The organism is Oceanobacillus neutriphilus (genome assembly GCF_014645515.1).
Taxonomy (GTDB): domain Bacteria; phylum Bacillota; class Bacilli; order Bacillales; family Amphibacillaceae; genus Oceanobacillus; species Oceanobacillus neutriphilus.
Map to the genome: position 1 here is coordinate 48,215 of NZ_BMLW01000007.1, position 26,380 is coordinate 74,594.

The 26,380-nt window shown below is 36.1% G+C and carries 34 protein-coding genes and 1 riboswitch; of the genes, 27 read left to right on the forward strand and 7 right to left on the reverse strand.

The window, feature by feature from the left end; genetic code table 11:
- Nucleotides 1-76: 76 nt before the first annotated feature.
- The gene (locus tag IEX29_RS12420) at nucleotides 77-850 is read right to left on the reverse strand and encodes a class I SAM-dependent methyltransferase (RefSeq protein WP_188734761.1); all 774 of its coding nucleotides are present in this window, start codon (nucleotides 848-850) and stop codon (nucleotides 77-79) included.
- Between the two features lie 145 nt (nucleotides 851-995).
- Between IEX29_RS12420 and IEX29_RS26735 the strand changes: the two genes are divergently transcribed.
- From IEX29_RS26735 to IEX29_RS12435, 4 genes are all read left to right on the forward strand, one after another.
- Nucleotides 996-1,223, forward strand: a complete 228-nt coding sequence (locus tag IEX29_RS26735; RefSeq protein WP_229720201.1) for a LysR family transcriptional regulator — start codon at nucleotides 996-998, stop codon at nucleotides 1,221-1,223.
- Between the two features lie 73 nt (nucleotides 1,224-1,296).
- A complete protein-coding gene (locus IEX29_RS12425) occupies nucleotides 1,297-1,863 on the forward strand; it encodes a substrate-binding domain-containing protein (protein WP_229720223.1) in 567 nt (188 codons plus the stop codon).
- Between the two features lie 157 nt (nucleotides 1,864-2,020).
- Nucleotides 2,021-2,440: an SRPBCC family protein gene (locus IEX29_RS12430; RefSeq protein WP_188734762.1), complete on the forward strand. Its 420-nt coding sequence runs from the start codon at nucleotides 2,021-2,023 to the stop codon at nucleotides 2,438-2,440.
- On the forward strand, nucleotides 2,441-2,773 hold the full coding sequence (locus tag IEX29_RS12435) for an ArsR/SmtB family transcription factor (RefSeq protein ID WP_188734763.1): 333 nt from the start codon (nucleotides 2,441-2,443) through the stop codon (nucleotides 2,771-2,773).
- Between the two features lie 192 nt (nucleotides 2,774-2,965).
- On the opposite strand, the gene IEX29_RS12440 is transcribed toward IEX29_RS12435, so the two are convergent.
- On the reverse strand, nucleotides 2,966-3,391 hold the full coding sequence (locus IEX29_RS12440) for an SRPBCC family protein (protein ID WP_188734764.1): 426 nt from the start codon (nucleotides 3,389-3,391) through the stop codon (nucleotides 2,966-2,968).
- A 206-nt stretch (nucleotides 3,392-3,597) separates the two neighbouring features.
- Here IEX29_RS12440 and IEX29_RS12445 point away from each other — a divergent pair, with 206 nt between their 5' ends.
- The 4 genes from IEX29_RS12445 to IEX29_RS12455 all read left to right on the forward strand — a co-directional run bounded on the left by IEX29_RS12445 (nucleotide 3,598) and on the right by IEX29_RS12455 (nucleotide 6,181).
- On the forward strand, nucleotides 3,598-4,110 hold the full coding sequence (locus IEX29_RS12445; RefSeq protein ID WP_188734765.1) for a GNAT family N-acetyltransferase: 513 nt from the start codon (nucleotides 3,598-3,600) through the stop codon (nucleotides 4,108-4,110).
- A 202-nt stretch (nucleotides 4,111-4,312) separates the two neighbouring features.
- Nucleotides 4,313-4,831: a TetR/AcrR family transcriptional regulator gene (locus IEX29_RS12450; RefSeq protein ID WP_188734766.1), complete on the forward strand. Its 519-nt coding sequence runs from the start codon at nucleotides 4,313-4,315 to the stop codon at nucleotides 4,829-4,831.
- 101 nt (nucleotides 4,832-4,932) lie between these two features.
- Nucleotides 4,933-5,061, forward strand: coding sequence for a hypothetical protein (locus tag IEX29_RS27020; RefSeq protein WP_268239048.1), 129 nt, complete (start codon nucleotides 4,933-4,935; stop codon nucleotides 5,059-5,061).
- Nucleotides 5,062-5,227: 166 nt separating this feature from the next.
- Nucleotides 5,228-6,181 carry an SDR family oxidoreductase gene (locus IEX29_RS12455; RefSeq protein WP_188734767.1) on the forward strand — a complete coding sequence of 318 codons (954 nt, stop codon included), beginning with the start codon at nucleotides 5,228-5,230 and terminating at the stop codon, nucleotides 6,179-6,181.
- Nucleotides 6,182-6,228: 47 nt separating this feature from the next.
- On the opposite strand, the gene IEX29_RS12460 is transcribed toward IEX29_RS12455, so the two are convergent.
- Both IEX29_RS12460 and IEX29_RS12465 read right to left on the reverse strand, forming a co-directional pair.
- Nucleotides 6,229-6,381 (reverse strand): small acid-soluble spore protein P, encoded by a 153-nt coding sequence (locus IEX29_RS12460; protein ID WP_040979436.1) that lies wholly within the window; start codon nucleotides 6,379-6,381, stop codon nucleotides 6,229-6,231.
- A 25-nt stretch (nucleotides 6,382-6,406) separates the two neighbouring features.
- Nucleotides 6,407-6,646: a DNA alkylation repair protein gene (locus tag IEX29_RS12465; protein ID WP_077604914.1), complete on the reverse strand. Its 240-nt coding sequence runs from the start codon at nucleotides 6,644-6,646 to the stop codon at nucleotides 6,407-6,409.
- Nucleotides 6,647-7,163: 517 nt separating this feature from the next.
- Here IEX29_RS12465 and wrbA point away from each other — a divergent pair.
- The 9 genes from wrbA to IEX29_RS27025 all read left to right on the forward strand — a co-directional run bounded on the left by wrbA (nucleotide 7,164) and on the right by IEX29_RS27025 (nucleotide 14,754).
- Nucleotides 7,164-7,775: an NAD(P)H:quinone oxidoreductase type IV gene (gene wrbA, locus IEX29_RS12470; protein WP_188734934.1), complete on the forward strand. Its 612-nt coding sequence runs from the start codon at nucleotides 7,164-7,166 to the stop codon at nucleotides 7,773-7,775.
- Nucleotides 7,776-7,901: 126 nt separating this feature from the next.
- A complete protein-coding gene (locus IEX29_RS12475; protein ID WP_229720202.1) occupies nucleotides 7,902-9,662 on the forward strand; it encodes an ABC-2 family transporter permease in 1,761 nt (586 codons plus the stop codon).
- 159 nt (nucleotides 9,663-9,821) lie between these two features.
- Complete coding sequence (locus tag IEX29_RS12480; protein ID WP_188734769.1) at nucleotides 9,822-10,562, forward strand: MerR family transcriptional regulator; 741 nt, start codon at nucleotides 9,822-9,824, stop codon at nucleotides 10,560-10,562.
- Nucleotides 10,563-10,659: 97 nt separating this feature from the next.
- Nucleotides 10,660-10,755: riboswitch (TPP riboswitch) on the forward strand.
- 107 nt (nucleotides 10,756-10,862) lie between these two features.
- Nucleotides 10,863-11,474 carry a thiamine phosphate synthase gene (locus IEX29_RS12485; RefSeq protein ID WP_188734770.1) on the forward strand — a complete coding sequence of 204 codons (612 nt, stop codon included), beginning with the start codon at nucleotides 10,863-10,865 and terminating at the stop codon, nucleotides 11,472-11,474.
- Between the two features lie 2 nt (nucleotides 11,475-11,476).
- On the forward strand, nucleotides 11,477-12,610 hold the full coding sequence (thiO, locus tag IEX29_RS12490; protein WP_188734771.1) for a glycine oxidase ThiO: 1,134 nt from the start codon (nucleotides 11,477-11,479) through the stop codon (nucleotides 12,608-12,610).
- Nucleotides 12,610-12,813, forward strand: a complete 204-nt coding sequence (thiS, locus tag IEX29_RS12495) for a sulfur carrier protein ThiS (protein ID WP_188734772.1) — start codon at nucleotides 12,610-12,612, stop codon at nucleotides 12,811-12,813. The genes thiO and thiS overlap by 1 nt, the downstream gene beginning before the upstream one ends.
- Before the next feature lie 4 nt (nucleotides 12,814-12,817).
- The gene (locus IEX29_RS12500) at nucleotides 12,818-13,588 is read left to right on the forward strand and encodes a thiazole synthase (RefSeq protein ID WP_188734773.1); all 771 of its coding nucleotides are present in this window, start codon (nucleotides 12,818-12,820) and stop codon (nucleotides 13,586-13,588) included.
- Nucleotides 13,578-14,600: a ThiF family adenylyltransferase gene (locus IEX29_RS12505; protein WP_188734774.1), complete on the forward strand. Its 1,023-nt coding sequence runs from the start codon at nucleotides 13,578-13,580 to the stop codon at nucleotides 14,598-14,600. Before IEX29_RS12500 ends, IEX29_RS12505 begins: the two co-directional genes overlap by 11 nt.
- 25 nt (nucleotides 14,601-14,625) lie before the next feature.
- Nucleotides 14,626-14,754: a hypothetical protein gene (locus IEX29_RS27025; protein ID WP_268239049.1), complete on the forward strand. Its 129-nt coding sequence runs from the start codon at nucleotides 14,626-14,628 to the stop codon at nucleotides 14,752-14,754.
- A 678-nt stretch (nucleotides 14,755-15,432) separates the two neighbouring features.
- Here the strand turns inward: IEX29_RS27025 and xylB are convergent.
- Both xylB and IEX29_RS12520 read right to left on the reverse strand, forming a co-directional pair.
- Nucleotides 15,433-16,935, reverse strand: a complete 1,503-nt coding sequence (xylB, locus tag IEX29_RS12515) for a xylulokinase (protein ID WP_188734776.1) — start codon at nucleotides 16,933-16,935, stop codon at nucleotides 15,433-15,435.
- Between the two features lie 154 nt (nucleotides 16,936-17,089).
- Nucleotides 17,090-17,848, reverse strand: a complete 759-nt coding sequence (locus IEX29_RS12520) for a DeoR/GlpR family DNA-binding transcription regulator (protein WP_188734777.1) — start codon at nucleotides 17,846-17,848, stop codon at nucleotides 17,090-17,092.
- A 179-nt stretch (nucleotides 17,849-18,027) separates the two neighbouring features.
- Between IEX29_RS12520 and IEX29_RS12525 the strand changes: the two genes are divergently transcribed.
- The 8 genes from IEX29_RS12525 (at nucleotide 18,028) to IEX29_RS12560 (ending at nucleotide 23,947) form a co-directional block, all read left to right on the forward strand.
- Nucleotides 18,028-18,897 carry a ketose-bisphosphate aldolase gene (locus tag IEX29_RS12525; RefSeq protein ID WP_188734778.1) on the forward strand — a complete coding sequence of 290 codons (870 nt, stop codon included), beginning with the start codon at nucleotides 18,028-18,030 and terminating at the stop codon, nucleotides 18,895-18,897.
- A gap of 18 nt (nucleotides 18,898-18,915) precedes the next feature.
- Nucleotides 18,916-19,371 (forward strand): PTS sugar transporter subunit IIA, encoded by a 456-nt coding sequence (locus IEX29_RS12530; protein ID WP_229720203.1) that lies wholly within the window; start codon nucleotides 18,916-18,918, stop codon nucleotides 19,369-19,371.
- Nucleotides 19,372-19,381: 10 nt separating this feature from the next.
- Nucleotides 19,382-19,699 (forward strand): PTS fructose transporter subunit IIB, encoded by a 318-nt coding sequence (locus tag IEX29_RS12535; protein ID WP_188734779.1) that lies wholly within the window; start codon nucleotides 19,382-19,384, stop codon nucleotides 19,697-19,699.
- 3 nt (nucleotides 19,700-19,702) lie between these two features.
- A complete protein-coding gene (locus IEX29_RS12540; protein ID WP_188734780.1) occupies nucleotides 19,703-20,815 on the forward strand; it encodes a PTS fructose transporter subunit IIC in 1,113 nt (370 codons plus the stop codon).
- A gap of 54 nt (nucleotides 20,816-20,869) precedes the next feature.
- Complete coding sequence (locus IEX29_RS12545) at nucleotides 20,870-21,412, forward strand: D-lyxose/D-mannose family sugar isomerase (RefSeq protein ID WP_188734781.1); 543 nt, start codon at nucleotides 20,870-20,872, stop codon at nucleotides 21,410-21,412.
- 776 nt (nucleotides 21,413-22,188) lie between these two features.
- Nucleotides 22,189-22,758 (forward strand): DUF4256 domain-containing protein, encoded by a 570-nt coding sequence (locus IEX29_RS12550; protein ID WP_188734782.1) that lies wholly within the window; start codon nucleotides 22,189-22,191, stop codon nucleotides 22,756-22,758.
- A 116-nt stretch (nucleotides 22,759-22,874) separates the two neighbouring features.
- On the forward strand, nucleotides 22,875-23,447 hold the full coding sequence (locus IEX29_RS12555; protein WP_188734936.1) for an NUDIX hydrolase: 573 nt from the start codon (nucleotides 22,875-22,877) through the stop codon (nucleotides 23,445-23,447).
- A 41-nt stretch (nucleotides 23,448-23,488) separates the two neighbouring features.
- Nucleotides 23,489-23,947, forward strand: a complete 459-nt coding sequence (locus IEX29_RS12560) for a DUF3995 domain-containing protein (RefSeq protein WP_229720204.1) — start codon at nucleotides 23,489-23,491, stop codon at nucleotides 23,945-23,947.
- Between the two features lie 228 nt (nucleotides 23,948-24,175).
- Here IEX29_RS12560 and IEX29_RS12565 read toward each other — a convergent pair whose 3' ends face one another.
- The gene (locus IEX29_RS12565; protein WP_188734783.1) at nucleotides 24,176-24,730 is read right to left on the reverse strand and encodes a nucleotidyltransferase family protein; all 555 of its coding nucleotides are present in this window, start codon (nucleotides 24,728-24,730) and stop codon (nucleotides 24,176-24,178) included.
- Between the two features lie 162 nt (nucleotides 24,731-24,892).
- On the opposite strand from IEX29_RS12565, the gene IEX29_RS12570 reads away from it, so the two are divergent.
- Nucleotides 24,893-25,504, forward strand: coding sequence for a metallophosphoesterase family protein (locus tag IEX29_RS12570; RefSeq protein WP_188734784.1), 612 nt, complete (start codon nucleotides 24,893-24,895; stop codon nucleotides 25,502-25,504).
- Nucleotides 25,505-25,686: 182 nt separating this feature from the next.
- Nucleotides 25,687-26,361 (forward strand): HAD family hydrolase, encoded by a 675-nt coding sequence (locus IEX29_RS12575; RefSeq protein ID WP_188734785.1) that lies wholly within the window; start codon nucleotides 25,687-25,689, stop codon nucleotides 26,359-26,361.
- The last annotated feature ends 19 nt before the right edge of the window (nucleotides 26,362-26,380 follow it).

Here is a 26,380-nt window from a genome sequence, read left to right on the forward strand (position 1 = left end):
GCAGGAAACTATTTTGAGTTTTTTTAAAATAGTTTCCTGCCAGATACTTCGAATCAAATTTTATTCTAACAGGTTTTTAACCCTTCTTTACTCCAACAACACGAAGTCTTTTATAATCTGCAATCCATTGGCCATCTTGGTATAGAGTTTCCTTCAGGTTATTTTCTACCTGCATCATTACATGCTCTTGTATAGCTTCCGGCTGATTTTCGAAGATATTTCCACAGAACATTTTCATCCAATTCCGCAATCCTTTATCCCCTTCTAAAGGTGTCGGCCGATCGAAATGCTGGGCAAATGTCACGTGGAACCCTGTTTGCTCCATTAAGGTTGTGTACTCACCGATGCTTGGGAAGTACCAGGGGAATTGGTCTGGTGTATAGGGAATTCCTGCTTTTTTAATCTGTTGGATAATTTCATTCGTAATCGTTTGAACATTATCTTTACCGCCAAACTCTGCAACAAACCTCCCGGCGGGTTTCAGGCTGTTGTATATGTGTTGGAGTGCCTCCTCAGGCTGCTTTACCCAATGAAGCGTTGCATTTGAGAAAACAGCATCAAAATCATCTTTGTATTCAAGCTCTAAAATGTCCTTCGCCATAAACGTTATGTCAGGATATTTATTGGTTGCCTGATGGACCATGTTCTCCGATTTATCAACACCTGTTATATGTGCACCATGCTGATAGATTTTATTGGCCAGGTCTCCTGTCCCGCATCCTATATCAAGAATCCGCTCTCCTTCTACAGGGGATAAAAGATCTAATAAATGATCGCCAAGCTTTGATACAAATGAATGATTCCCATCGTACAAATCTGCATTCCAAGTATCTTTTACATGATGTTTCATTTCTGCTCCTCCTTAAAATATAACCCTGAATTCATTTTGTAAGTGTTAATTGTATTATATTGAATTTGACTTATAATGAAAAATAAAATAATTTATATATTTTAATAACGAATTGTTATTAGTATTTGAGAGGAGAGGCGTCAAAGTGGATATTAGATGGTTAAAGACCTTTGTTGTTGCAGCGGAGTTTGAGAATTTGAGAAAAGCCTCTGAGGAATTATATCTGACCCAGCCTGCCATTTCAAAGCATATAAAACGTCTGGAAGAGCATCTTCAAATCGGGTTATTTGAACGAAGCGGGAAAAAAGTGATACTGACAGATGCAGGACACTACTTTCTCCCTTTTTGCCAAAAAGCTAATTTTAAGCTATGAAGAGGGAATGGAGCATTTTTAATCATGGAAGCAAGGCTATCATCGCAAATTAACCATTGCAGCTGCTCCGCAAATCGCATCCTCCTTTTTACCTCCGCTATTACGGGCATTTATGGATGAAAATGATGACATAGAAGTACTGATAAATGTTGTGAATTCCTTTGAAATAGGTGATGAAGTGAATGCAGGAAGAGCTGAGCTTGGATTAACCAGAGTACTTCCTATCCAAATGAATTTAAATACTGAAACAGTACATAACGAACCTGTTTTTCTAGTAGGGGCCAATGTAGGAGGGAAAATAAACAGCATAAAAGAAAGCCAAGTGTTATTGGATTACCGGCTTATCACTAATAATCATCCGGATTACTGGGATACTTTGTTAAAAGATGTTAAGAAACATTATCCAAACGTCCGGACGATGGCAGTCAATCAGATAGAAGTAACAAAAAAATTTATTGAAAGTGGTCTTGGTGTTTCCTACTTGCCGATTTCTATGGTGAAGGATGAAATAGAAGCGGATAATTTAATAGAAATAAAACCGGAAAAAATAGTAGCACCCGATTCAGAAACGTATGTTTTAACAAAGGTAGAGACAGAGGAAGCCAGAAGTTTTATTGCTTTTTTAAAGGAATCATTATAAAGGATTTAAAGCTGCTAATGGAATTCTGATTAATATTATAACAGTAACAACAGCATTTTAGTTAAAAGGAAATATTGTTGACATAAAACCATTTGGTGTTATATTATAAAGTGAAACCAAAAGGTGTTATATAAAATGTGAAATGAGGGCTATAGACATGGAAAAACTGAAAGATATAAAACAAACTATTATATTTAATGCGCCTATTGAGAAGGTTTGGGATAAAGTATCCACCTCAGAAGGAATGGCTTCCTGGTTTATGCCAAATGATTTTGAAGCGGCAGAGGGACATGAATTTACCATTCAATCACCATTTGGACCATCCCCCTGCAAGGTGTTGGAGGTAGATAAGCCTAACAAAATATCTTTTGCATGGGATATAGATGGATGGGTGGTATCATTTATCTTAAAGGATTTAGGGGATAGTACAGAATTCACACTTATTCACGGCGGCTGGAAAGAAGCAGAAGCTGTTATCACCAAGGCAAATGAAAAGAGCAGTATTATTAGAGAGAGAATGAATAAAGGCTGGGAAAACATTGTTGCTGAAAGACTGAAAAAGGTGGTTGAAGCTTAAATGTCAGCTATAAAAAAACATGATGTGTTCCAAGCTGTTGCTGACCCGACCAGAAGAGAAATTCTGCATCTGCTTTCCAATCAGAACTTAGCTATTTCAGAGATTACATCTCATTTTTCAATTACCCGGACAGCAGTAGTGAAGCATCTTACTATATTATCGGAGGCGAATCTTGTTTCCGGGAAAAAGAGTGGCAGAGAAAAAATCTATCATTTACATCCTGAGCCCTTAATGGAGATAAAAAACTGGGTTTCTTATTTCGAGCAGTTCTGGAATAATAAGTTGTCCATGCTGAAGTATTTAGTAGAGAACGAGGAAGATAAGAAAGAATAGCAATTTTTAAAGAATGCGCTGATACCGATGGATCAATAGTTCATACTTTTATATAGAAAAAAGTAAGATATCATAAATTTTCAGCATATGAAATATAAGATAAAAGAAAAAATCTCCGAAGCATAAGGAGATTTTTTTCTGATGTTATTACCAATAAAAATGACCTATTTCATCAATTTGATAATTGTCTTTTTATTCCTGCTCACTATATGCTTTAAAGTTATCTAATATCGCCTGCCAGCCACTTTTTTGCATCTCTATCGGGTTCTCAGGTTCCGCTTCAAAAACTTCAGTAACCTTTGTCACGTTTCCTTGTCTGGTAAAAGTAATGCTGACTTTCCGGCCATCTCCAAGTGTATAAGAAATAAATTCATTTGTACTTACCTCATCATATACACCGCTAAAGTCAAATCCAAAACTTCCATCCTTTGCTTCCATTCTAGTGGTGAATTTTCCACCAGCTCTTAGATCATTTTCAGCATTTGGTGCATGCCATTCATCCGAAGCAAAAGACCACTTTGTTAAATGCTCTGGTTCAGTCCAATGGATCCATACTTTCTCAACAGGTGTAAGAACTGTTGCTTCAACGGTTATCATTTCTGGTTTATCAGCTTCCATTATATAACCTCCTTTTAAAAGTGTATTTATATCTATAATAATAACACGCTGTTTTCACCAGTGTTCTCTTAAATACTATTTTAATCAGGAAGATATGTGATAAGATAATTATTTATAAAAGCTTCATCGAATATTGGCCGGAACTATCAAAATTCTGCCACAGCCTATATATTGAAGTACAATACTGTTGTGAGAGGAAGAAAAACATGATAAGAGAAGCAACTGCAAAAGATTTAGCGGATATTTTAGATATATATAATGATGCCATTCTTCATACTGCTGCGGTATATACTTATAAACCACAGACGATCACAAATAGACAGGAATGGTATAAACAAAAAATGGATGCAGGCTACCCAATTCTAGTAAGTGAACAAGCTGGTAAAGTAGCAGGATTTGCAACATTCGGTCCTTTTAGAGACTGGCCGGCTTATAAATACTCTATTGAACATTCTATTTATGTAGATAAAGGATATCGTAAAAAAGGAATTGCAAGTTCTTTAATGAATGAAATCATTGCAATTGCCAGAGAAAGAGAATACAAGATGATGGTTGCCGGGATTGATGCAGAAAATGAGAAAAGTATTGCTATGCATGAAAAATTCGGCTTCGTGCATGCAGGGACTATAAAAAATATCGGCTTTAAATTTAATCAATGGAGAGATCTGGCTTTTTATCAATTAGAACTAAATGGGCCGGAGAATCCTACGGAAGAATAAAGTCATTTGCTGTTAAAAGTGACTTTGATTGAAATGAGAAGTATATATAGCGGCTGGGGAAAAGGTAATATAAAAGCTTTCCGGCAGTTTATGCGTATCATTTTTCATTAAAAATTATATCAACATGCTTGCATTGAGTAAAAAAAAGAGTTAAGCTATTTTTGTAATTGATTAATCACTAAATTTGGGCAGGTGCACTAATATGGCAAAATCAACAAAGGAAAATCGTAAGGAAGAGATCCTGGAGGCAGGATTGGAAGTATTTGCAGAAAAAGGCTACTATAATGCAACTACCGCCCAGGTTGCGGAAAAAGCAGCTATCTCTCAGCCTTATGTGTTTAGATTCTTCAAAACAAAAGAAGAATTATTTATCGCCGCATTAGATCGGGCATTTGAAAGGATTCTTCAAACATTTAAAAATGTGGAAGCAAAACCGGATCAGCTTGTTGGAAAAATGATTGAAGCTTATGAGGAGCTGTCCGAGTCACATCCTAATGAAATTGCTGTGCAGGTAATAGGTATTTCTGTAACCGAAAAGCCTATACAGGATATTGCAAAAAAAGGATTATCTCAAATTAGAAGCTATACTTTGGAAAGATTCAAGACTGCCGGAATAAAGGATTCGGAAAGAGAAGCCAGTACGTTTTTGGCGAGAGGAATGCTTTGTAATATATCTTATTTCTTAGACCTTCCCGAGCTTATTGATGAGAAAAGAAAATAAGTAATCAATATGATTATTTATTTTTTATAATAATTAGTAATTGATCAATCAATAAATGTGATGATTTGGAGGTGGAAAAGTAAAATGAAGCAAGATAGATTATGTTTTTATTGGAGTTATTATCGTCTGTATTATCAGCTGGCTGGATTAATTATTTACTGATCAATGATGAAAAGGAGGTTGAAGAAACGATGGTTAAGAATAAAGGAGAAAATACTGTTTTCGAATGATCTGTAGGGGAAGGTATTGCTGCTCTTGCCATTATACTGTTCACATATTAGGATTAACCCTTGGTATTTATCAGGTTAAATCTGGCCTCATCATATAAAGAGCAAATATATTTTTTATCATTTAGTTATTGATTAATTAATAACTAAATAGAAAGGAGTTTTGAAGATGAAAAAAGCAATTGTATTAGGTGCCACTGGAGGAACTGGTCAAGTTATTGTTTCGGAACTATTAGACAGAGGAATAGAGGTAATTGCTTTCGGGCGTTCCCAAAATAAATTGGAAGCATTATTGGCTGAACATAATCATCATTCGAATCTGGCCTATAAGCTGGGAGATATATTTGATTACCAAACAATTGTAGATGCTGCTAAAGATGCAGATGTTATCTTTCAATGTGCTAATGTTAAATATCAGGAAATGGCAGAAAAACTGATGCCATTGGGAGAAAGTGTGATGAAAGCAGCAGACACTTTAGGAAAAAGAATCGTGGTTGTTGATGGAATTTATGTGTATGGACATCAAGTTGCAAAAGGAGATGAAAATCATCCTAAGAATCCGCATACGAAAAAAGGAAAACTTAGAGTAGCATTCGAGCAACTGATATTTAGCAGGAAATGGAAGAGGGCAAAGGCTCTAATTGTCAGATTACCGGATTATTATGGGCCAACATCACAAAATTCTTATTTACAGCCCACACTTGATGGAATCGCTGCAGGTAAAATGTCCATTTTTATTGGGAATTTAAAAACACCCCGTGAATATGTTTATTTGCCAGATGCGGCTAAAATGATTGTAAATATAGCAGAAAAAGATGATTCCTATGGTGAAAATTGGAACATACCAGGAGCTGGATTGATTTCAGGTAAAGAGATTATCCGAATCGCCCGGAAAGTAACAGGAAACCAGAAGGCAGTTATTCCTTTGACTAAAAATGTTATCCGTCTGATTGGCCTGTTTGATGAATTTATGAGAGAAATTGTTGAAATCATGTATCTTACCAAGAAAGGATTCATTTTGAGCGGAGAAAAATATGAAAAAAGAATTGGGGCGATTCCGGCAACTCCTTTTCAAAATGGGCTTGAAGTAACACTACAAGCTTTAATGGACAAAAATAATTAATGTTTCGAAGCTGAAGTAAAATTGTATATTATATGACTGTTCATGCGTCACATATCATGTGACGCATTATTTTTTTGTCTGGAATGATTTTTGTTTTTCACTTTATGAGATCCTGCTAAAGGTTCACCATAAGGCTGCTTTGGACTTTGGGGTAAATTAGGCTGTTCCTGCTGCTTTGGTCCTTTTCGATTTTTGGTCATCTATATCTATCCTCCATAGTTGTAATTATTGCGTATTTGTATTTGCAAAAGTATTCTCATCCTCAATTAAACCGCATGCTCCGCATTGTATCCTTCTGTCAGGACCATTGTAAGCAATATGAAAGACCTCTAATGGGTCCTGCTCATAATCGTTTAACACTGCACCGGTATTAGCATCCAATTTGACCGGCTTTGCTACTTGTTCAATGATATTAAAGCGGGAACGGTTTGTTTTACATCTCGGGCATTGATAAGGCTGGTTCATATATAACACCTCAATTTTCTAATCATTTTGATCGAAGCTTAGTCTTATTTTCTCTGATTCACGCTAATTTATACGGGAATTTTAAATAGAGTCTGTGCTACGTGAGTTCAGTGTAGATTGGTTTTTCAGTTCACTACAAAAAAATGTAGTTAATAATTTGTTGACAAATAAAAATATAGAGTCTATAATTATATTTAATTCAATATAAATGAATTAAACAAAGTTGAATTAAACGTACTTTGAATAATTATCTTTAAAACGAATCATTGTTCTAATATGACCCCTGGATTTTTTGAGAATCATCGGCAAAGCTTATAACACCTCATGATTCTACCCAAAACCTTTGTGTGCTGACTTAGCAAAATAAATGGTATTTGGTATAAAAAAGATTGAATGAGGCATAAAAAAGAATGATGTCAAATCTCGGAGGACAGGGCTTGCGTTGAAAGAGGTGCAGCAAATGGGATTTCTAGATAAATTATTTGGAAAATCAAATGAATCGAAGGAGATGGAAAGCATGTCAAATACAAAAGTAGCAGTTATTTTTTATAGTATGGGCGGTACGAACTACCAAATGGCAAAATGGGCAGCGGAAGCAGCAGAAGCTAAAGGTGCTGAAGTAAGAGTATTAAAAGTACAGGAATTAGCTCCTGAATCAGTTATCGAAGGAAATCCGGCATGGAAAGCAACTGTTGAAGCAACAAAAGACGTACCTGTTGCGGCTTCAGAAGATTTAGAATGGGCAGATGCAATAATTTTCAGCACACCAACACGTTTTGGTAATATGCCTTCTCAAATGAAACAATTTTTAGATATCCAAGGCGGACTTTGGGCGAGCGGAAAAACAGTTAACAAAGTAGTTAGTGCAATGTCTTCTGCACAGAATCCGCATGGCGGCCAGGAAGCAACTATTCTTTCATTATACACAAGCATGATGCACTGGGGAGCTATCATCGTACCACCAGGCTATTCTGACCCAGCCGTATTCGCAGCTGGCGGGAATCCATACGGTACAAGTGTTACTGTGGATCAGGACGGAAAAATGGTTGAAGATGTACAAGCTGCTGTTAAACATCAGGCAGAGCGTACAGTTACTGCAGCTGAATGGGTTAAAAAAGGAAATCAATAATTAATGACATTGAAAAAGATGGTACCTCTTTCTATTTGCAGGAGCACCATCTTTTTTTGCTATTCTCAACAGAGTTTGGACAATACAGATAATTAATTACTAACATAAAAAATGAATCCTTTCTGTATGTTTTATCGTAATATAGATGCAGCAAAAAGAGAGGAAGAGCAGAAAATGGGAATTTTATTAGCAACTTTAATAAGTTTGATATTATATGTGATTGGAGCAGCTGTAGCAGCTGTTACTTCATCTGTGCCAACAGGACGGGTGATGAAATTTGCTTTTGGTTTATTTATTTTTGGATTTATCGTTATGGCTGTCATTAACTATTTTACGATGCCGGCGATTACTATTCCGAATATGCTGGTGATTAATTTAATTACAGCTATTGTTCTTATACCGGCTTTGGTGGCAATGTTAAAGCCGAAGAATAATTTTATGGAGAAAAAGCTATTTATACCATTGTTCAGCATTTTTGGATTAGGACTGTTATTATTTATCGCTGTTATCATTACAAGTTTTACAGTATTGGATAATGCTCACAATACCATTACTGTAAATGAAGAGGCTGAGGCAAAGCCTTTATCAAAGGATGAAACGCCGATTACAGTTGCTCCTGAATTTGCACGTAATAAGATTCAAAAGGCAATGAGTGTTGTACCGAATGCGCAATTTTATGACCTGGGCAAGTTACAGGTACAGCAGGTGGGAGATGAAATTGTTTACGTTGCTCCTGTTGAATTTGCTGACTTTTGGAAGTTTGTCCGCGGAAAAGAAACAGCAGGATATTTTACGATTTCTGCAACAAACGTAAATGCCCAGCCGACGTTTGAAGAGGAACCTATGGAATATACAAATTCCAGTTATTTTCATAAGTATGTGAAACGTGTGATTTATAATAAATTTCCGCAGTATATACAAAGCGGAGAAGCACAAATTGAGGTGGACGATGACGGAAAGCCATGGTATGTGCAAACCATCTACAAGCCGATGCACATTACAAACAAACTGAATTTGGATAAGCTTCAGGTTGTGGTGATTGATCCGGTTACCGGTGAAATGAAGGCCTATCAGACAGATGAGGCTCCAGACTTCATCGAGGGATCAGTAAGCTCCGATATAGCTACGTTAACGAATGACTATTATGGGAAATATATTCATGGCTGGTTAAACAGCGTCTTTGGCAAGAGAGATGTGAAGCTGCCAAACAAATCTGGCACAGAATCAGGTGTCACACCAATGTTTGATGAGAATGGCGATATGTTTTACTTTACCGATATGACCTCACCGAAGGAAAATATTGATTCTGCGTTGGGTTATACATTAGTTAATGCACGTACCGGAGACTTGACCTATTATGGCGGCGAGAAAAACAACGGTATTATGGATAGTGAAGGGGCAAAGCAAATTGTTAATAAGGAATTCCCAGAGAAGAAATGGGAAGGCTATATGCCTGTTCTATACAATGTTGACGGGAATCCAACCTGGGTTGTCAATGTACTGGATCCAAATGGATTGCATAAGCAGTATGCCTATATTAAGGCAAATGATTCAGATTTTGTCGTGTTTGGCGATACCGCAAACGCTGCTTTGGATGCCTATCGAATGGCTCTGTTACAGGACCCAGGAAATACGGGAGCTACCGGTGATACTGTCACCGAAACCGTTCAAGGAACCGTCAGTCGTGTTGTTATAAATTCGACAGAACAGGGGCAGATCATCCAATTCTTACTTGAAGATGATACTACAATTTATACTGTCAACGCCAGCAAGGCTCCTCTGGCAATCTTTTTGGAACAGGGAGATAATATTGAGGCAGAAGCACAGCTGCTGGATAATGGCACAGCAACCATTGAAGTGATGGAGATTGAAGGATTGACAGAATAACAGAAATAAATGTATCGATTCCCTATTGTCAGCAAAAATGGCAATAGGGAATTTTTTAATGGTTTATTGAGAAATGTTTTTTAAAAGGATATCAAAATAGTTGTTGACTCTTACCTTAGGCAGGAGTCTATTGTTTATATATGAGGAGGTGAGTTTCCTATGCTGACGGTTAAACAAGTAGCTGATTTAACCGGAATAACAATCAAAACGCTTTATCATTATCACAAGATTGGACTGTTAGAGCCGGGAGAAATCACAGAAGCTGGATATCGTTTATATGGAAAAAAGGAATTAGAAAAATTACAGCATATTTTGTTTTATCGTGAATTAGATTTCCCATTAGAGTCTATTCAGAAAATATTGTATGAAAAAAAGAGCCGTTACGATATGTTAATGGAACAAAAGAAACTGATAGAAGACAAGGGAAAGCGAATGAATCTGATCTTAAATACTATTAATGAAACTATCTATTTTGAGGAGCGTGGAGAAGTGATAGATAACCAAAACATGTTTAAAGGGTTAAATCAAGAACAATGGCAGGAGCAGTTGAAAGAGCAAAATGAATATTTGCAGGGAAACTATCAATACGAAATTCCTGTAGACAATATTGAAGCAGAACAATTAAATGAATCCGCCAGAGAATCGAAAGCGTTTATGGATAAAATGGCTTTTGCATTAACAAAAGGATGGGCAGTTAATGATGAACGGGTGAAGCAGCTTATCTCTGAACATATTAAGTATATCAATGACAACAATATGAAGGTAGACTCACAAGAATTTGTTGAATCAGCATGGTTTTTTATTACTGATGAATTTCATAAAAATATGTTAGAGGATCAACAAACGGGGTTAGCTTATTATTTGTATGCTGCTTCTATTAACTATGCAAAGCAAGGCTAGATAAATTATTCATTAGCAGAAAAAAGAGATACTGTAAAAATACCTTTGAAAATAAAAAATTATATGTTATCCTTTAATTGTAATTCGAAAATTAAATAATCAACACTAGGGGAGCCTTTGGCTGAGACGAGTATTCGGACCCTTTGAACCTGATCTGGTTAGTACTAGCGTAGGGAAGTGGCAGGAACACGACGATATATAATTCGATCGCTGAATTTTTATATAATCAGGGCCACTTATCCAATGGATGAGTGGTCTTTTTTCGTTTCTTCCGCTGCATAAAAGAAAGGAGCAATGGAGATGGACAGACAATTACATCTTATCAGTGACGGCAATTTTTCTAAACAGCATTTAGAGATAATGAAGCGCATTCATCAAGGCATTGATTATTTTCATATCCGAGAGAAAAAGAAGACAGCAAAAGAAATCCTGGAAATAATGGAAGCATTAGAAAGCATCGAATTTCCACTAACAAAAGTAATTGTAAATGACCGTGCTGATATTGCTGTAATGAAACAGTGTGCAGGTATCCATCTGGCATACCATAGTCCTCCCATATCGCTTGTGAAAGATTGCTTCTCTGCACTTGTAACAGGGAAATCTGTCCATTCCTTACCAGAAGCAGAACAGGCTCAACGGGAAGGGGCAAATTACTTATTGTATGGCCATATTTACACCAGCAGCTCCAAGCCGAACCAGCAGCCGAGAGGATTAACTGACCTTCGGAAAATCACCAATGTATTATCCGTTCCGGTCTATGCTATTGGAGGAATTACTCCTGAGCGAACGAAAGAAGTTATTGCTGCAGGAGTTTCCGGGATAGCTGTAATGTCCGGTGTTTGGAAGGCGGATAATCCTGTGCAAACTGTCGAGGCTTACCGGCGTGTGTTGGATACTTGGGAAGGTGGGTGAAGGTGAAAAAACAGTTTGATCAAATCATTGTTGGCGGAGGAGTAATTGGCTGTTCTATTGCTTATCAGCTGGCTAAAAGAGGCTATCGGGTGCTGATAGTAGAAAGGAATCAAATCGGATGTGAGGCTTCAAGTGCTGCAGCTGGAATGTTAGGAGCTCAAGGAGAATTTGCAGAGAAGAGTCCTCTTTTCCAATTTGCACAGGAGAGCAGATCATTATTTGAAAGTTTATCCAAAGAGCTGATGGAAGAAACCGGAATAGATATTCAGTATATTCACAAGGGAATAATGAAGCTTGCTTTTCATCAGCATCAGTACAACAAGCTGAAAACAATCGCTGCATTTCAGCGCAAGGCTGCTAATTCCGCTTATTTGCTGTCGGTAGAAGAAGCGAGGAAGATGGAACCAGGCCTAACCGAGAATCTTCGTGCAGTTCTTTATATGCCGAATGATGGCCAGGTTTCGGCCCGTCATCTGACAGAGGCATTCTCTTTGGCTGCTTATCATCAGAGCGCAGTTTTGCGTGAACAGGAAAAAGTAACCGGGCTGTTGATAGAAGATGGAGCAGTTTATGGAATTCAGACAACAAAGGAAGCATATTATGCTGATCAAGTCGTTATTGCAACAGGAGCGTTTGGAGATAAATTACTGTCTAAAGATTATGGCATTATTCCTGTGAAGGGTGAGTGCTTATTATTAGAATTGGAAGAGGATTTATTTCAATCTACGCTTTGGATGGATGGCTGTTACCTTGTTCCGAAGCAAGGGAAAAAGGTGATTGTTGGAGCCTCTTCCATTCCTGGCAAAACAGATAAACATGTTCGTGCCGCAAGTATCCAGAGGTTATTGTCAAGGGCACAGAAAATGGTGCCGCAGCTGGCAGATGCGAGGATAAGCAGTTTTTGGGCTGGAGTCAGACCTGCCACAGCTGATGAGCTTCCATACATGGGGGAAGTTCCAGGTATTGCTGGTTTATATGCGGCTAAGGGACATTATCGGAATGGCATACTGCTATCACCTATCACGGGAATCTATATGGCAGACTTAATAGAGAATAAACCGGTTGATCCATTTTATTACGATGGCTTTCGATTGAATCGTAAAGACAATAAACTGGAAAAGGCAGGTGAGTCATAATGAAAATAACAGTGAATGGCAATGGATTAGAGGTTCAGGAAGAGGTAAAGCATATTAAAGGTTTAATAGATTTTCTGGAATTAGAAGGTAAACCTTTGATCATTGAGCATAATCAGCAAATATTGCAGAAGGAAGAGCATGAAAAAGCAGTACTGGAAAATGGGGACAAGGTCGAGATCGTTCATTTTGTTGGAGGGGGTTAAGCAAATGCTTAAAGTAGGAAACTATCAATTTAAATCTCGTTTATTTTTAGGGACTGGAAAATATCCTGATTTCGATATTCAAAAGCAGGCGGTCGATAAATCAGAGACAGAGGTACTCACCTTTTCTGTAAGAAGGATGAATATTTATGATCCTTCGTTGCCGAATTTTTTAGAAAAAATTGATGTGAACCAATATACGTTTTTACCGAATACAGCAGGGGCAAAGGATGCAAAGGAAGCTGTGCGCATTGCTAAATTAGCTGCTGCTTCGGGTCGATGTGATATGGTGAAGGTGGAGATTATTGGCTGCGATAAAACATTGCTTCCAGATCCGATTGAGACATTGAAAGCTACGAAAGAGTTGGTGGCAGAAGGCTTTACTGTGCTTCCTTATACCTCAGATGATGTTGTACTGGCCAAAAAACTGCAGGAAGCAGGAGCACATGCAGTGATGCCTGGAGCTTCACCAATTGGTAGCGGTCAAGGGATTATCAATCCGCTAAACCTTTCTTTTATTATCGAGCAGTCGTCAGTGCCTGTTATTGTTGACGCGGGTATCGGCTCACCGGCAGACGCAGCGTATGCTATGGAATTAGGTGCAGATGGTGTCCTGCTGAATACGGCAGTTTCTGGAGCGAATGATCCTGTGAAAATGGCAGAAGCGATGAAATATGCAGTAGAGGCAGGACGGCTGGGATACGAAGCAGGAAGAATTCCAAAGAAAGATTATGCTGTAGCAAGCAGCCCTGAGGAAGGGATCAGTATTGGAAACTAATCGTTATCACCGTCAAATATTATTTGCACCGATTGGAGAAACCGGTCAGGAAAAATTGATCCGGAGTCATGTGCTGATTGTCGGTGCAGGTGCACTGGGATCAAGCAGTGCGGAGGCGTTGACCCGTGCCGGTGTCGGCCATTTAACTTTAATTGACCGGGATTATGTAGAAGAAAGTAATCTGCAGCGGCAGCAGCTGTTTAGTGAAGCAGATATGGAGCAGAAGATGCCAAAAGCGATCGCTGCCAAACGAAGGCTTTCTGAAGTGAATAGCCATGTTAAAATAGACGCAATTGTTGGAGATGCCGAGATAAATATACTGAGGCAAATTGTACCTGAGACAGATTTAATCATTGATGCTACGGATAATTTTGAGACGAGGCTTTTGCTGAATGATATCGCGCAAAAGTATCAAAAGCCCTGGATCTACGGAGCAGTTGTAGCCAGTTATGGAGTTACCTTTACTGTACTTCCAGAAAAAACACCATGCTTACAATGCCTGCAGGAATATATTCCTGCTAACGGCGCTACCTGTGACAGCGTCGGGATTATTCAGCCTGTTGTGCAAAAGGTTGTTTCCCAGCAGGTAACAGAGGCGTTAAAACTATTAACAGGTAATGAAGCAGCTTTATCAGGAAGGCTCATATCCTTTGACCTTTGGAAAAATGAGTATACGGAAATAGAGGCAGCAGCATTGCGTAAATCAGATTGTCCATCATGCTCAGAGAAAAGAAGCTATCCCAACTTAGCCTATGATTCCCGTTTGAAAACAGCTGTGTTATGCGGAAGAAACACAGTCCAGCTGCGCCCTCAGCGTAAGCATGCAGATTTGGATGAAGTGGCAGAAGAGCTGAAGAAAAATAAACAAATTAAATTATTTCAAAATCCTTATTTGCTTTCGTTTGAAGTCGATTCTTTCCGGATTGTTCTTTTTCAGGATGGGAGAGCTTTGGTTCATGGGACAATGGATCAGCTGGAAGCGAAAAATATTTATCATCGCTACTTGGGGTGAAGGTGCAAAAGCAAGACGAAAGCCGATGTTTGTTGGGATATATTATATGTGGATTTTCTATATGGACGATGTTGAAGATGGGCAAGAGATTAAAGGAGAAAAAGTTATGAAACGAAAAAAGAAGAATCAACTGGTAGAATTGTCAAAATATTAGCTGAGAATTGGATTTGTATTTATTATAAGGTTCGTTGTACTTTTTTCCTTGATGATCCCTTACACTGCTGATAAACCGATATAGAATTTAAAGAATCAGTTCGTATCCCAACTTTAATTGAGCAAATCTAGGAGAGTAAACCAATTGCTGAGGAGTATACGAAGTAATACGGAATAGAGGTGCAGACAAATACAATCTTAGTAATGATGATTCAGGAATCAGATGGAGGTAATCTGTTGAGAAGCAATTATTGAGCAATAAACTGTTATTTGAAACGAACATGCCTAAATCCCGTAATATAAGTGGATTTAGGCATGATTCCATATTGGTCTTCTAAATTATATTAACCCCAAAAAATAACTGATTTCCTAATAAGAATCCCCAAATAAATCTTTAACGTACGCGTGGCCCTTAGAATTTTAAATGATTTTGAATCAACTATACCTAATTTAGAAATAACAATTCCTTTTGTTTAAACTTAGCTTGGTATCGTAATGATAAAAAAATTAGTGTTTATGCAGGTTTTTAATATTTTTAAAGGGCATCTTTATGTTGTTAATTTCTATACAGTTTAGTCTTTAATATATTTATTAATTTAACTACATTCATAGAAAAATATTATTTGATTATCAAAGTTTTCAATCTGAAACATTTTTATAGGTGTCTTAGGTGGTTTCCCTATTCATCTCGGAAGTTTACTAACTTCTTATTTAAATCTTTCGTTTTCCTGTAGATCTCCTGATATAATTTAAAAAGCTCTTTATATGTCTCCATATTTTCCTTGTGAGGGGTGAACTCTTTTTCTACAGTTAAAAATTTATCTGCACATTCACTCAGTGTATCAAACCATCCACATCCATATGCAGCTAACATTGTAGCACCGAGGCCAGGTCCCTGCTCACTTGAAAGTCTAACAACTTTTGAATTAAAAATATCTGCTTGAATTTGAAGCCACTCTTCGTTTTTTGCGCCTCCGCCAATAGATATAATTGTTTCTATTTCTTTCCCGTTTTCACGGAAAATTTGAAGCGATTCATTTAGGGAAAAAGTAATTCCTTCAAGAACAGCTCGGGCAAAATGTTTACGTCTATGCGAACTATCAATACCAATGAAACTTCCTCTAATTGAGGAATCGGCATGTGGTGTTCGCTCTCCAACTATATAGGGTGCGAAAAGAAGGCCATTTGATCCTGCTGAAACTGATTTTATTTCTGATAATAAACTTTCAAAAGATTCTTCAGATGCAAATGTTTCCTTAAACCACGATAAACTATATCCTGCTGCTAATGTTACACCCATGGTATAAAATGAATCGGGTGCGCTATGGTTAAAATAATGAACTTTCCCCTGGAAATCTTTGTCCCCATTTTTTTCGTATGACAGAAGAACTCCAGAACTCCCAATGCTGCAAAGAGTCTTTCCATCTTCCAAAACCCCTGCTCCAACAGCACCACATGCATTATCAGCACCGCCTGCAAAAATGCGGGTTGATAGACCAAGACCTGTTTGTTTGGCATATGTTTTGGTTATAGTACCAATTTCATCATGGGATGCCACTAATGGAGGACAAATACCAATATCAATGTCTAATGAATTGCAGATTTCTTTACTCCACTTTTTATTAGGAACATCTAATAAGAGTGTTCCAGCAGCATCTGAATATTCCGTGTGAAGCTTGCCGGTTAGTTTGTACCTAACATAATCCTTTGGCATTAGAAATTTATTTACTCTGGCGAATAATTCTGGTTCATGCTTTTTTACCCATAATATTTTCGGTAACGTAAACCCTTCCAATGCAGAGTTTTTAGTAATATTAACTAACTGATCTCTTCCAACTTTAGCATAAATGTCTTCACATTCAACTGTTGTACGGGTATCATTCCAAATTATGGCAGGACGTATAATCTCATTATTTAAATCAAGTAACACAAGACCGTGCATTTGCCCTGAAAAACTGAGCCCTTCAATATCTTTAGGCTGACCGGAAAAATTTCTCATAAGATCAGACAACCCTGCCACTGTCTGGTTTACCCAGTCTTCTGGATTCTGTTCATTATAGCCTGTTTTTTCTTGAATTAAAGGATACGATTTTGAAATCTCTTGAACAACGTCCCCTTCTTGATTGACAAGGAGAATTTTCACAGCGCTTGTTCCTAAGTCAATTCCAATCACATATTTCATAGAAACACCTCATTTGTTAGGTCTTTATTTCTCTATCTGTGATCACAAGATTTGCCCCAACATTAATTTTGAAACTATTTTAATTCACTGAGTTACAAGAAAGCATAGACACTACATGTTATTAGAAGGCAGAAAAATAGCTACTTTGTATTTATTAATAGAATGTAATACGCTTTTTATATTCAGAATAAATATCTTTTGGTAGTGAGTCATTGGTAACTAGCAAATCAACATCTTCAAGGGAGGCAAAGTTAGCGTTAGAATCTTTATCAAATTTTGTTTCATCAATTAATGCGATAGATTTATTAGCAATAGAAATATGTTTTTGTTTTGTACGAATCTCATGAATATTATATTCGGAAAAACCACGATTAAGAGAAATCCCCGATGCAGAAAAAAAGTAATAATCAATGTTAAAAAAGTTAAGTATATTTTCACCAAAATCATCCTTAATAGTATTGGAGGAATCTGTTAATGATCCGCCTAACACTATCACGAATAGTTTAGGGTTTTTTTTAAGTTGTAATGCGGTTTGTATGCCGTTAGTTATGACTGTTATTCTTTTACTTGTTTGCGAAAGTAATTGTGCGAGTTCGTAGGTAGTTGAACTAGAATCAAGTAATATTGTATTTTTTTCATTTATTATATTAATTATTTTCTTTGCTATTTCAATTTTTTTCATTCTGTTTTTAACTTTTCTCTTTTCGTAATCAAACTCTATGTCTGCATCATCCTTTAACGATACTCCACCATGTACTTTTTCTATATTTGAATTATTAGAAAGCAACTTTTGAATATCATTTCGGACAGTAGGTTTAGAAACTTGGAGCTTTTCTGCAATTTGTGAGATTGTAATAGTTTTTTCTTTATAAATTAAGTTTTCTATCATCTGTTGTCTTTTAATTGAATGCATATGAACCTCTCCCATTGAATCATTAATTCTCAATTACATAATACACTAAAGAAGTAATAAAGAAAAGAAAAAAATAGAAAAATAATAGAAAACAAAAGAAAATATTGACAATAAAAAGAAAAAATAATATGGTTAAGTTGCAAGAAAAAACATGTTCAAATAAAAACTGGAGGGATACTATGTTAATCACAGGAAAAGAAATGTTGGATGTAGCTAGGAAGAATAAATTTGCAGTACCTGCTTTTAATGCTGGAAGTGGTCAATTACTTACTGGAGTTATGGAAGCGGCGGAGGAATTACAATCTCCCTTTATTATGGCGATCCATCCCGATGAATTGAGTTTTCTAAAAGATAGTTTTGTTAGCCAAGTACATCATGAAATCAATAATACAAAATTACCCATAACTTTGCATCTTGATCACGGTGCGACACATAAACAAGTAATACATGCTATTCAACTAGGATTTTCGTCAGTTATGATTGATAGTTCTCACTTACCATTTGAAGAAAATATTGAGACAACAAAAAAAATTGTTGAGATTGCACATTCTGTAGGGGTATCAGTTGAGGCTGAATTAGGAACTATAGGGGACACAGGAAATTCTGCAGAAGGTGGTGCTTCTGATATTATTTATACGGATCCGAATAAAGCACAGGAGTTCGTAGAAAGAACAAATATAGATTCTTTAGCAGTAGCTATCGGAACAGCACATGGGATTTACCCAAAAGACCGTAAACCTAAATTAAGAATAGATATTTTAGAGGAAATGAAAGATAAGGTAGAAATTCCATTAGTTCTACATGGTGGTTCAAGTAATCCAGATGAAGAGATTTCAAGATCTGTAGGTTTAGGTATTTCTAAAATAAATATTTCTTCCGATATAAAAATATCTTTTACAAATAAACTCAGGGAAATCTTAAATAATGGTGATTCACAGATTAGAGAACCAAATGTTATGTATCCTGATTGTATTGAGGCTACAAAAACAACAGCAAAAGAAAAGATTAATTTGTTTAAATCCAGCAATAAAGCCGAGTTATATTATTAAAAGATCGGGGAGTTTAATATGGATATAAGCATAGAGAATTTTCTAGATGAGAAGATTATGGGAGTGGATTTGGAAGCTGAAACCAAGGATGATGCTATTCAAGTTCTTTCAAAGATGCTTTTAAACGAAGGATATATAAATAATATTGACGATTATAAAAAAGATATTTATTATCGGGAATCACTTGGAACAACTGGTATCGGGAATTATATAGCAATTCCCCATGGTAAAAGTGAAGGCGTTTACAAAAACGGTATTGCAATTGGTAAATTTAAGAATGAAATACCATGGGAAACACTTGATGATAAAGGCGTAAAGATTGTATGTTTATTTGCTGTAAGGGATGAAGAAGGTGGATCCGATATGCATCTGAAATTATTAGCTTCGATTGCTGGGAAGTTAGGTAATGATAATGTTGTTGAAAATTTACTAAATGCTACTAGTGTAATAGAGATGACAAATATTCTTAGCTAGGGGGAAAAATATGAATATTGTAGGAATTGCAGCTTGTACGGCTGGTATTGCTCATACCTATGTTGCAAAAGAAAAATTAGTAAATGCTGCGGAAAGTGCAGGGCATAAGATTCACATTGAGACTCAGGGAACTATTGGAATACAGGATCCCATTCCTGATGAAATGTTAAAGGTAGCAGATATTGCAATAATAGCAGCAGACGTCAAAGTGAGCGGTAAGGATAGATTTCAAGGTATAAAGACTGTTGAAATACCAACTGATGTAGTAATAAAATCTCCTAATAAATTTATTAAAAAAATTGAGGAAATTGCAAGGAAAGGAGATTAATAAATGAGTGCGTATTCTTCAAAAAAAATATTTAATATATTGAAGCAACATGCTCTGACAGCGATTTCTTATTTGATTCCTATTGTAGTTAGTGGTGGTTTCTTACTTGCTATCGGAAACTTGTTTGGTGGAGAAAATATTGAAAGTATCAATGAAAGTTTTAACTTTTTTGATACATTGACTACTATGGGTGGACTAATACTAGGTTTGCTCCCAGTTGTAATAGCTACAGGTATTGCTTTCTCCATTGCTGATAAGCCAGGTATTGCACCTGGGTTTCTAGTAGGTTTAGTATCTATAAATATGGACGCAGGATTTATTGGTGGTTTTATTGGCGGTTATATCGCAGGATATATAGCAAAGTATTTGAGAGATAAAATGAAAGTACCTACATGGGCAGAGGGATTAAAACCAATGCTAATAATCCCTTTTATTTCCTCCATCATTGTAGGGCTTATCATGTACTATATTCTAGGTACACCTATTTCGTTATTGACTCAAGCTTTAAATAACTTCTTATTAGGTCTAGATACGGGACAAACTCTACTGTTTGGAGCGATCATTGGTATTCTATCAAGTATTGATTATGGTGGACCAATTAATAAAATTGTTTTTGCCTTTCTACTTACCTTACAAAGTGAAGGAATTAATGAGCCTATGGCTGTGTTGATGTTAGCTTCTATGGTTACTCCTTTTGGATTTTCAATGTCTTACTTTATGCAAAAGATTTTCAACAAAAACATCTATACACAAATGGAAGTTGAAACATTAAAAACAGCATTTCCTATGGGAGTGGCAATGATAACTGAAGGATGTTTCCCTATTGTTTTCAATGACTTATGGCGTGCAATTTTATCTACTGGTATTGGTGGAGCTATTGGTGGAGCATTGAGTATGTATTGGAGTGCTGGATCACCTGTTCCGCATGGAGGATTATTTGCTATGGTAACAATGACAAATGCATGGGCTTGGTTTGCAGCTCTTATGATAGGTTCATTAGTAACAGGCATAGTCTTCTTCCTTCTTAAAAAACGGGTAGATAAAGATGCGGTGAAAATTTTAACAGAAGAAGACGAAAGTGATATTGATATGGATGATTTAATTGTTTCAAAATAATATTAAGAATTATATTATTATACTCAATTGTAGAGTAAAGAGGGGAGAAAGAAATTGAAAAAAGTAACTGAAGATTATAAAAGAAGAGTAAAGGAATTATATGAAAAAGCAAATATTGTATTATCTGATTCGGAATTAGAAAATATTGATTTTGCCGATTTTGGATTAGATAATATAGAGAAAGAAGCATTAAATCTTGTAGTGTATATAAATAATGAACGATATTGTGCAAAAGAAATGGTGTTATTACCCAATCAAACTTGTCCTGAACATTTACATCCTGATTTAGAGAACAAAGAAGGTAAGCAAGAAACCTTTCGTTGTAGATGGGGAAAAGTATATTTGTATGTAGAAGGCGAAGAATTAAAACCTGATGAAATAAGTGTCACATTACCACAAGAAAATAATCAATACTATACTGCTGGGAAAGAATTTGTACTTTTGCCTGGAGAACAGTATACAATCAATCCAAAAACGAAACATTGGTTTCAAGCAGGACCTGAAGGAGCGGTGATCAGTGAGTTTTCATCCCCTAGTTATGACGAATACGACATTTTTACAAATCCCAATGTTAAGCGTGAAGTAAGAGATAGATAAAAGAAATAGTACGTTTAAAATTGCTTCTTATAATAAGGTGTATACCCTTATTATAAGAAGCAGATCTATTTCAATAAACTGGTTACGCAATAACTAGTACATTGTATAAAGTATAGTCAGATTTTACAAATACATCTTGTGTGCTTGAGAATAAAGAGAAATTCTTGGGAAATATATTCTTTATCCTATTGATTGAATGAGGTATTTATATTCTGCCTTAAGTTTTGTATCCTCTAAATTCAGAGGATTTCAGATGAAAAATACATTGGAAACTCTTATTCCAGTGGTATTAATCCTCCTAAATAATTGATTTCCTAAAAAGATACCTGAAATAAATCTTAAAACATTCCCCATAACTGCTCGCGTATATTTTTGCTATTTCCATAAAATAGATCACTCAATGTTTCGTAGTTGTTCATTCTGCGGAAATAAGATAAGAAGGCATATAAAAATATATATTATTGTGTATGCTATTTGGGTGTCAAATACTTGGGATTGGCATTTTCCAAAATGAAATAGTTACTTGTTTTCCTTGAAGATAACATCAATGGACGAATAATGGATTGCATCCACTGAATAAAGTTTCATTTTATTTATCATCGTTTCCAGTGTTTTTACATGAGCGATTTTTCTCTTTCTTAGATGATAATGAAAACTGACTGTAATTTAAACTAAAAATCTATTTATAAAAAATGAAATTTTCATTCTTTATGGATATAATGAACAATACATAAGTAACATGGAATGGTCTTTATAAAAAATAAAGGAGAATAGATATGGCAAAAGAAAATAAAATAGAGCTCTCTCAAGAAGAACAGGAAGAATTACTGAGCAAATTAAAGACCCGCTTTGAGAAAAATATGGATCGTCATCATGAACTTGACTGGAAGCAAATCCAAACTAAGCTGGAAAGCAATCTAGAAAAATTAACTTCTCTCTACAAAATGGAGAAAACGGAAGGCGAGCCAGATGTGGTCGGCTATGATAAAGAGAAGGATGAATATATCTTTGTTGACTGCTCTAAGGAAAGCCCTAAAGGACGAAGAAGTATCTGTTATGACCGTGCGGCGCTGGAATCGAGAAAGAAGCATAAACCGGAAAATACTGCGATAGATATGGCAGCAGAAATTGGTATTGAAATCTTAACAGAAGAGCAATATCGGGAGCTCCAGAAGCTTGGAACATTCGATGCGAAAACATCGACTTGGGTGAAGACACCGGATGATATTCGAAAACTCGGCGGAGCGGTCTTTTGCGATTTTCGATTTGGACGTGTTTTCTTATATCATAACGGAGCGGACTCTTATTATAGCTCCAGGGGATTCCGGGGCATGCTAAGAGTATAGTTATAAGTAGATGCAAGGCGTAGAGAATCAAGAATGTATGGAGATTATAAATTCTTGATTCTTTTTTATTTGGCAGTGGAGTTTGAAAATTCAGATGAAAAAAGGTGATAAGCATGATGGATACTATTATGGAAAATGTAAGGACAGCAGGAGCTTATGTTTTATATAATGGTCTTTTTGTTTTTCAAGTTGGTCCGACGAAAAATGGAGGTAAACTCGGTGTTGTGCGATTAGGAGGACATAGTGAAGCAGGAGAAAGCCCTTTGGAGACAGCCGAAAGAGAAGTGATGGAGGAGGCTGCTATGCAAATAAATCTGGTAGATTCTCCTGTCACCTACCTTTTAAATAATTGGGATGAAACAGGAAGTATAATTCAGCCAATGGAGAAAATAAATCCCATTCTAATTAAAGGAAATCAGGAAGAAGGGTTTACTGTTATGTATATTTCTTTTGCAGAGAGTAAGCCCAAACCCTCTTCTGAGTCAAAAGGGATTTTGTTACTGTCTCCAAAAGAGATTGAATTTATTTGTAATCACAGAATAACGTTAAATGGACTAATGCAGCAAAGCGGGCAGGCGATATTAACAGAAGGGTTTAACAAAGAATTAATTTTAAAGCCTTTTCCACAGCTATTATTCTTATCAAAATTATTAAAGCAGGAGCCTGGCTATATGAAAGCATTACTTTAAAATTGGAAGAAAGATTAACTATGTAGAGGGGATGATTGACTTTGCGAGTTAACAAATGGTGGCTTACTTTAGGTGTTGTTTGGTCGGTTATTTTTGCTGGTATGAGCTTTTATTGGGCAATGGGCGGAATGCTTGGTGTCAGATCTTTGGGTGGGGCAATCTATGAAATATCACTTAATCCCGAGCCTGCTTTTATTCTGATTGTCTGGCTGACAGGCTTTGTGAAATTATTAGGAGCATTAGTATTATTACTTCTGCTTATTCCATGGAGAAACGCCGTCATTTCCAAAGTGCTTTATTACCTTACAAAAATTGCCGGCGTATTCTTATTTGTATATGGTCTATTAAATTTCATTACTATTTCGCTGAGTTCCTTTGCAATTTTAGATATGGATTTAGAAGTTCATGCAACCTTTTGGAGATTAGTATTTTGGGAGCCATTTTGGATGGTTGGAGGAATTTGTTATTTTTTCTCTGTGAAAAAACAACGTTTTATTTAGGTTTTTAATTTTGCATCAGGTTTGCTTTGTTAGAGTTATTATAAAAAAGGAATTCCATTCTCATAAGTTAAATATGGCTAAGAAGCCCTATGAATACGAGTTTTATCGCATACTCTGCTGTTTCACAGGGCTTTTAGAATCCAGTAACCAGAAGACAAACTTATTTGAAACATTCCTCGTCTCCTGAGGAATCTGAATCCGGATCCCAATCATAAAAGAAAGATAAATCTAATATTCTATAATCAAATTTTTCCAAGTCGTCTTCCATTTTTTACTTCGCATCCGTTCAATATAAACGGGATGCAGTTTAGTATCCTTTGAATAATATGGAGTTGGTTTGACAACCCCTTGAAATAAATCCTTCAAGCCATAAGGAGCCATTATTTTTATTTCCTGATGATGCAGCTGTGCAGCAACAGCAGTAGGTATCTCAGTGAAGTGAGAAACGCCATCAAAAGAAGATATGTAAGAGAGATTGTTATTCTTTACATGCATCCTTGCCTGGTTTTTCACAGACCATGGCTGTTCAGGCATTAGTTCTTCTAATTTTGATTCTAATCTTTTCTCTGTATCTCTGGAAAGGTCTGTCTGATTAAAGTAAATGACATCAATATCATTTATTTTTGTATGACAGTTGTACAGGGTATCCCAAACCTTATTTCTGATTAGTCCAGCAGCAACCCAGCAATCGTTTAGCTGCAATTTCTCCACTGTTTGTAAAATTGATAGGATATAGCTGTCTTCTTTGAGGATAGTTATTAATCTATCTTCGAATTCGATCATATATTTATCTTGCTCCTCTCTGTCTTTTCATTGTATAGTAAAATCTATCTTAATGAAATTATGCTTTTAGAGGGAATTTTAACATAAAATAAATGGTAAAATAGAGAAGTATATAAAATTAATGAAATCAAGCATGAATTAATCCTGGATAGGGGGTTAGATATGTATCGAATAGCGATAATCACAGATATACATGGAAATATCTCTGCGTTAAATGCCGTCTTAAAAGATATAAAAGAGCAATCCATTGATTATATCTATTGTCTCGGTGATATGATCGGAATTGGTCCCTTTTCAAATGAAGTTTTAGAGACATTATTTGATTTAGAAAATATTTCAATGATTACAGGAAACCATGATGAATCTGTCTTAGCGCTTTTAAACAATCACCCTTATCCCAAAAGCAGAGTGAACGTTATTCCTCATCAAGCATGGATTGCTGAAAGACTTAAAAAGGAGTATAAAGAGAAGCTGGAAAGTCTTCCCCGGATAATAAACCCTACATACTACGAAAAACAGCTGCATTTAACTCATTATCCGATGACACCTGTAGCGTGTGATTCTCCTATATGTGAAGATCCATTTGATATAGCAGGCATTCCTTCAAAGGAAAATTTTTCATCAATTAATAGTTTAAGTGAGTTTTCATTAGTCTGTTTTGGTCATGACCATCATTCCCATCAGATTGAGTGTAACAGTACTTTGTTTTTCAACCCTGGCTCATTGGGAGTTTACAATAAATCCTATGCACACGTTATGCAATTATTGATATAAATGAGAAAGGAATTCATATTACGAAAAGATATGCCCCGTATGATTTAAATACTTTTGTTCAAAAGTTAAAAAAGACATCTATACCTAGAAAAGAAATTATTATTAGTATGTATGAATAAATATAGAATAATTTCATTTAAATATTATAGGAAGTTAAATACTGAAATAGAAAGGAAGCTCCTATGAGTAACTATAAAGTAATCCTATTCGATTTAGACGGCACACTCTCCGATCCCAAAGAAGGCATAACAAAATCGGTTCAGTACGCATTAGATAAAATGGGAATTGCAGAACCTGATCTGGATAAGCTGGAATGCTTTATCGGCCCCCCTTTGCAGGTATCGTTTACTGAATATTACCATTTCAATGAACAGGAAACGCAAAAGGCTATCCAGTTTTACAGAGAAAGATTTAAGGAAAAAGGGATGTATGAGAATATGTTGTATCCTGATACACCCGGGTTATTACAATCACTGCAGGAGCAAGGATTTATTTTAGCGGTGGCGACGTCAAAGCCGACTGTTTTTGCAGAGCAAATACTGGAGTATTTTCAAATCAGCAAGTACTTTGAAATGATAGCAGGAAGTAATATGGATGGAACAAGATCTGCAAAAGCGGAAATTATCCAATATATTATAGACAAATATCCAGTATACACTTTGGAAGAATTTATTATGATTGGTGACAGAAAGCATGATTTAATTGGAGCCATTAAAGCTGGCGTTGATTCTATTGGAGTTACATATGGTTATGGTTCAATGGAAGAGCTGAAAAATGAAAAGCCTGCATATATTGCGGATAGCCTTAAGCAGGTAAACATGATTCTGACGGGGAAATCATTTCCGGCAAAAGGTTGAGAGGAAGTTTAAGAGTATT

Excerpts from the sequence above, each read along its gene's own strand:
- IEX29_RS12420 (WP_188734761.1), bottom strand. The coding sequence starts at position 850 with ATGAAACATCATGTAAAAGATACTTGGAATGCAGATTTGTACGATGGG.
- IEX29_RS12430 (WP_188734762.1), top strand. The coding sequence starts at position 2,021 with ATGGAAAAACTGAAAGATATAAAACAAACTATTATATTTAATGCGCCT.
- IEX29_RS12435 (WP_188734763.1), top strand. The coding sequence starts at position 2,441 with ATGTCAGCTATAAAAAAACATGATGTGTTCCAAGCTGTTGCTGACCCG.
- IEX29_RS12440 (WP_188734764.1), bottom strand. The coding sequence starts at position 3,391 with ATGGAAGCTGATAAACCAGAAATGATAACCGTTGAAGCAACAGTTCTT.
- IEX29_RS12445 (WP_188734765.1), top strand. The coding sequence starts at position 3,598 with ATGATAAGAGAAGCAACTGCAAAAGATTTAGCGGATATTTTAGATATA.
- IEX29_RS12450 (WP_188734766.1), top strand. The coding sequence starts at position 4,313 with ATGGCAAAATCAACAAAGGAAAATCGTAAGGAAGAGATCCTGGAGGCA.
- IEX29_RS27020 (WP_268239048.1), top strand. The coding sequence starts at position 4,933 with ATGTTTTTATTGGAGTTATTATCGTCTGTATTATCAGCTGGCTGGATT.
- IEX29_RS12455 (WP_188734767.1), top strand. The coding sequence starts at position 5,228 with ATGAAAAAAGCAATTGTATTAGGTGCCACTGGAGGAACTGGTCAAGTT.
- IEX29_RS12460 (WP_040979436.1), bottom strand. The coding sequence starts at position 6,381 with ATGACCAAAAATCGAAAAGGACCAAAGCAGCAGGAACAGCCTAATTTA.
- IEX29_RS12465 (WP_077604914.1), bottom strand. The coding sequence starts at position 6,646 with ATGAACCAGCCTTATCAATGCCCGAGATGTAAAACAAACCGTTCCCGC.
- wrbA (WP_188734934.1), top strand. The coding sequence starts at position 7,164 with ATGTCAAATACAAAAGTAGCAGTTATTTTTTATAGTATGGGCGGTACG.
- IEX29_RS12475 (WP_229720202.1), top strand. The coding sequence starts at position 7,902 with ATGTTTTATCGTAATATAGATGCAGCAAAAAGAGAGGAAGAGCAGAAA.
- IEX29_RS12480 (WP_188734769.1), top strand. The coding sequence starts at position 9,822 with ATGCTGACGGTTAAACAAGTAGCTGATTTAACCGGAATAACAATCAAA.
- IEX29_RS12485 (WP_188734770.1), top strand. The coding sequence starts at position 10,863 with ATGGACAGACAATTACATCTTATCAGTGACGGCAATTTTTCTAAACAG.
- thiS (WP_188734772.1), top strand. The coding sequence starts at position 12,610 with ATGAAAATAACAGTGAATGGCAATGGATTAGAGGTTCAGGAAGAGGTA.
- IEX29_RS12500 (WP_188734773.1), top strand. The coding sequence starts at position 12,818 with ATGCTTAAAGTAGGAAACTATCAATTTAAATCTCGTTTATTTTTAGGG.
- IEX29_RS27025 (WP_268239049.1), top strand. The coding sequence starts at position 14,626 with ATGTTTGTTGGGATATATTATATGTGGATTTTCTATATGGACGATGTT.
- xylB (WP_188734776.1), bottom strand. The coding sequence starts at position 16,935 with ATGAAATATGTGATTGGAATTGACTTAGGAACAAGCGCTGTGAAAATT.
- IEX29_RS12520 (WP_188734777.1), bottom strand. The coding sequence starts at position 17,848 with ATGCATTCAATTAAAAGACAACAGATGATAGAAAACTTAATTTATAAA.
- IEX29_RS12525 (WP_188734778.1), top strand. The coding sequence starts at position 18,028 with ATGTTAATCACAGGAAAAGAAATGTTGGATGTAGCTAGGAAGAATAAA.
- IEX29_RS12530 (WP_229720203.1), top strand. The coding sequence starts at position 18,916 with ATGGATATAAGCATAGAGAATTTTCTAGATGAGAAGATTATGGGAGTG.
- IEX29_RS12535 (WP_188734779.1), top strand. The coding sequence starts at position 19,382 with ATGAATATTGTAGGAATTGCAGCTTGTACGGCTGGTATTGCTCATACC.
- IEX29_RS12540 (WP_188734780.1), top strand. The coding sequence starts at position 19,703 with ATGAGTGCGTATTCTTCAAAAAAAATATTTAATATATTGAAGCAACAT.
- IEX29_RS12550 (WP_188734782.1), top strand. The coding sequence starts at position 22,189 with ATGGCAAAAGAAAATAAAATAGAGCTCTCTCAAGAAGAACAGGAAGAA.
- IEX29_RS12555 (WP_188734936.1), top strand. The coding sequence starts at position 22,875 with ATGGATACTATTATGGAAAATGTAAGGACAGCAGGAGCTTATGTTTTA.
- IEX29_RS12565 (WP_188734783.1), bottom strand. The coding sequence starts at position 24,730 with ATGATCGAATTCGAAGATAGATTAATAACTATCCTCAAAGAAGACAGC.
- IEX29_RS12570 (WP_188734784.1), top strand. The coding sequence starts at position 24,893 with ATGTATCGAATAGCGATAATCACAGATATACATGGAAATATCTCTGCG.
- IEX29_RS12575 (WP_188734785.1), top strand. The coding sequence starts at position 25,687 with ATGAGTAACTATAAAGTAATCCTATTCGATTTAGACGGCACACTCTCC.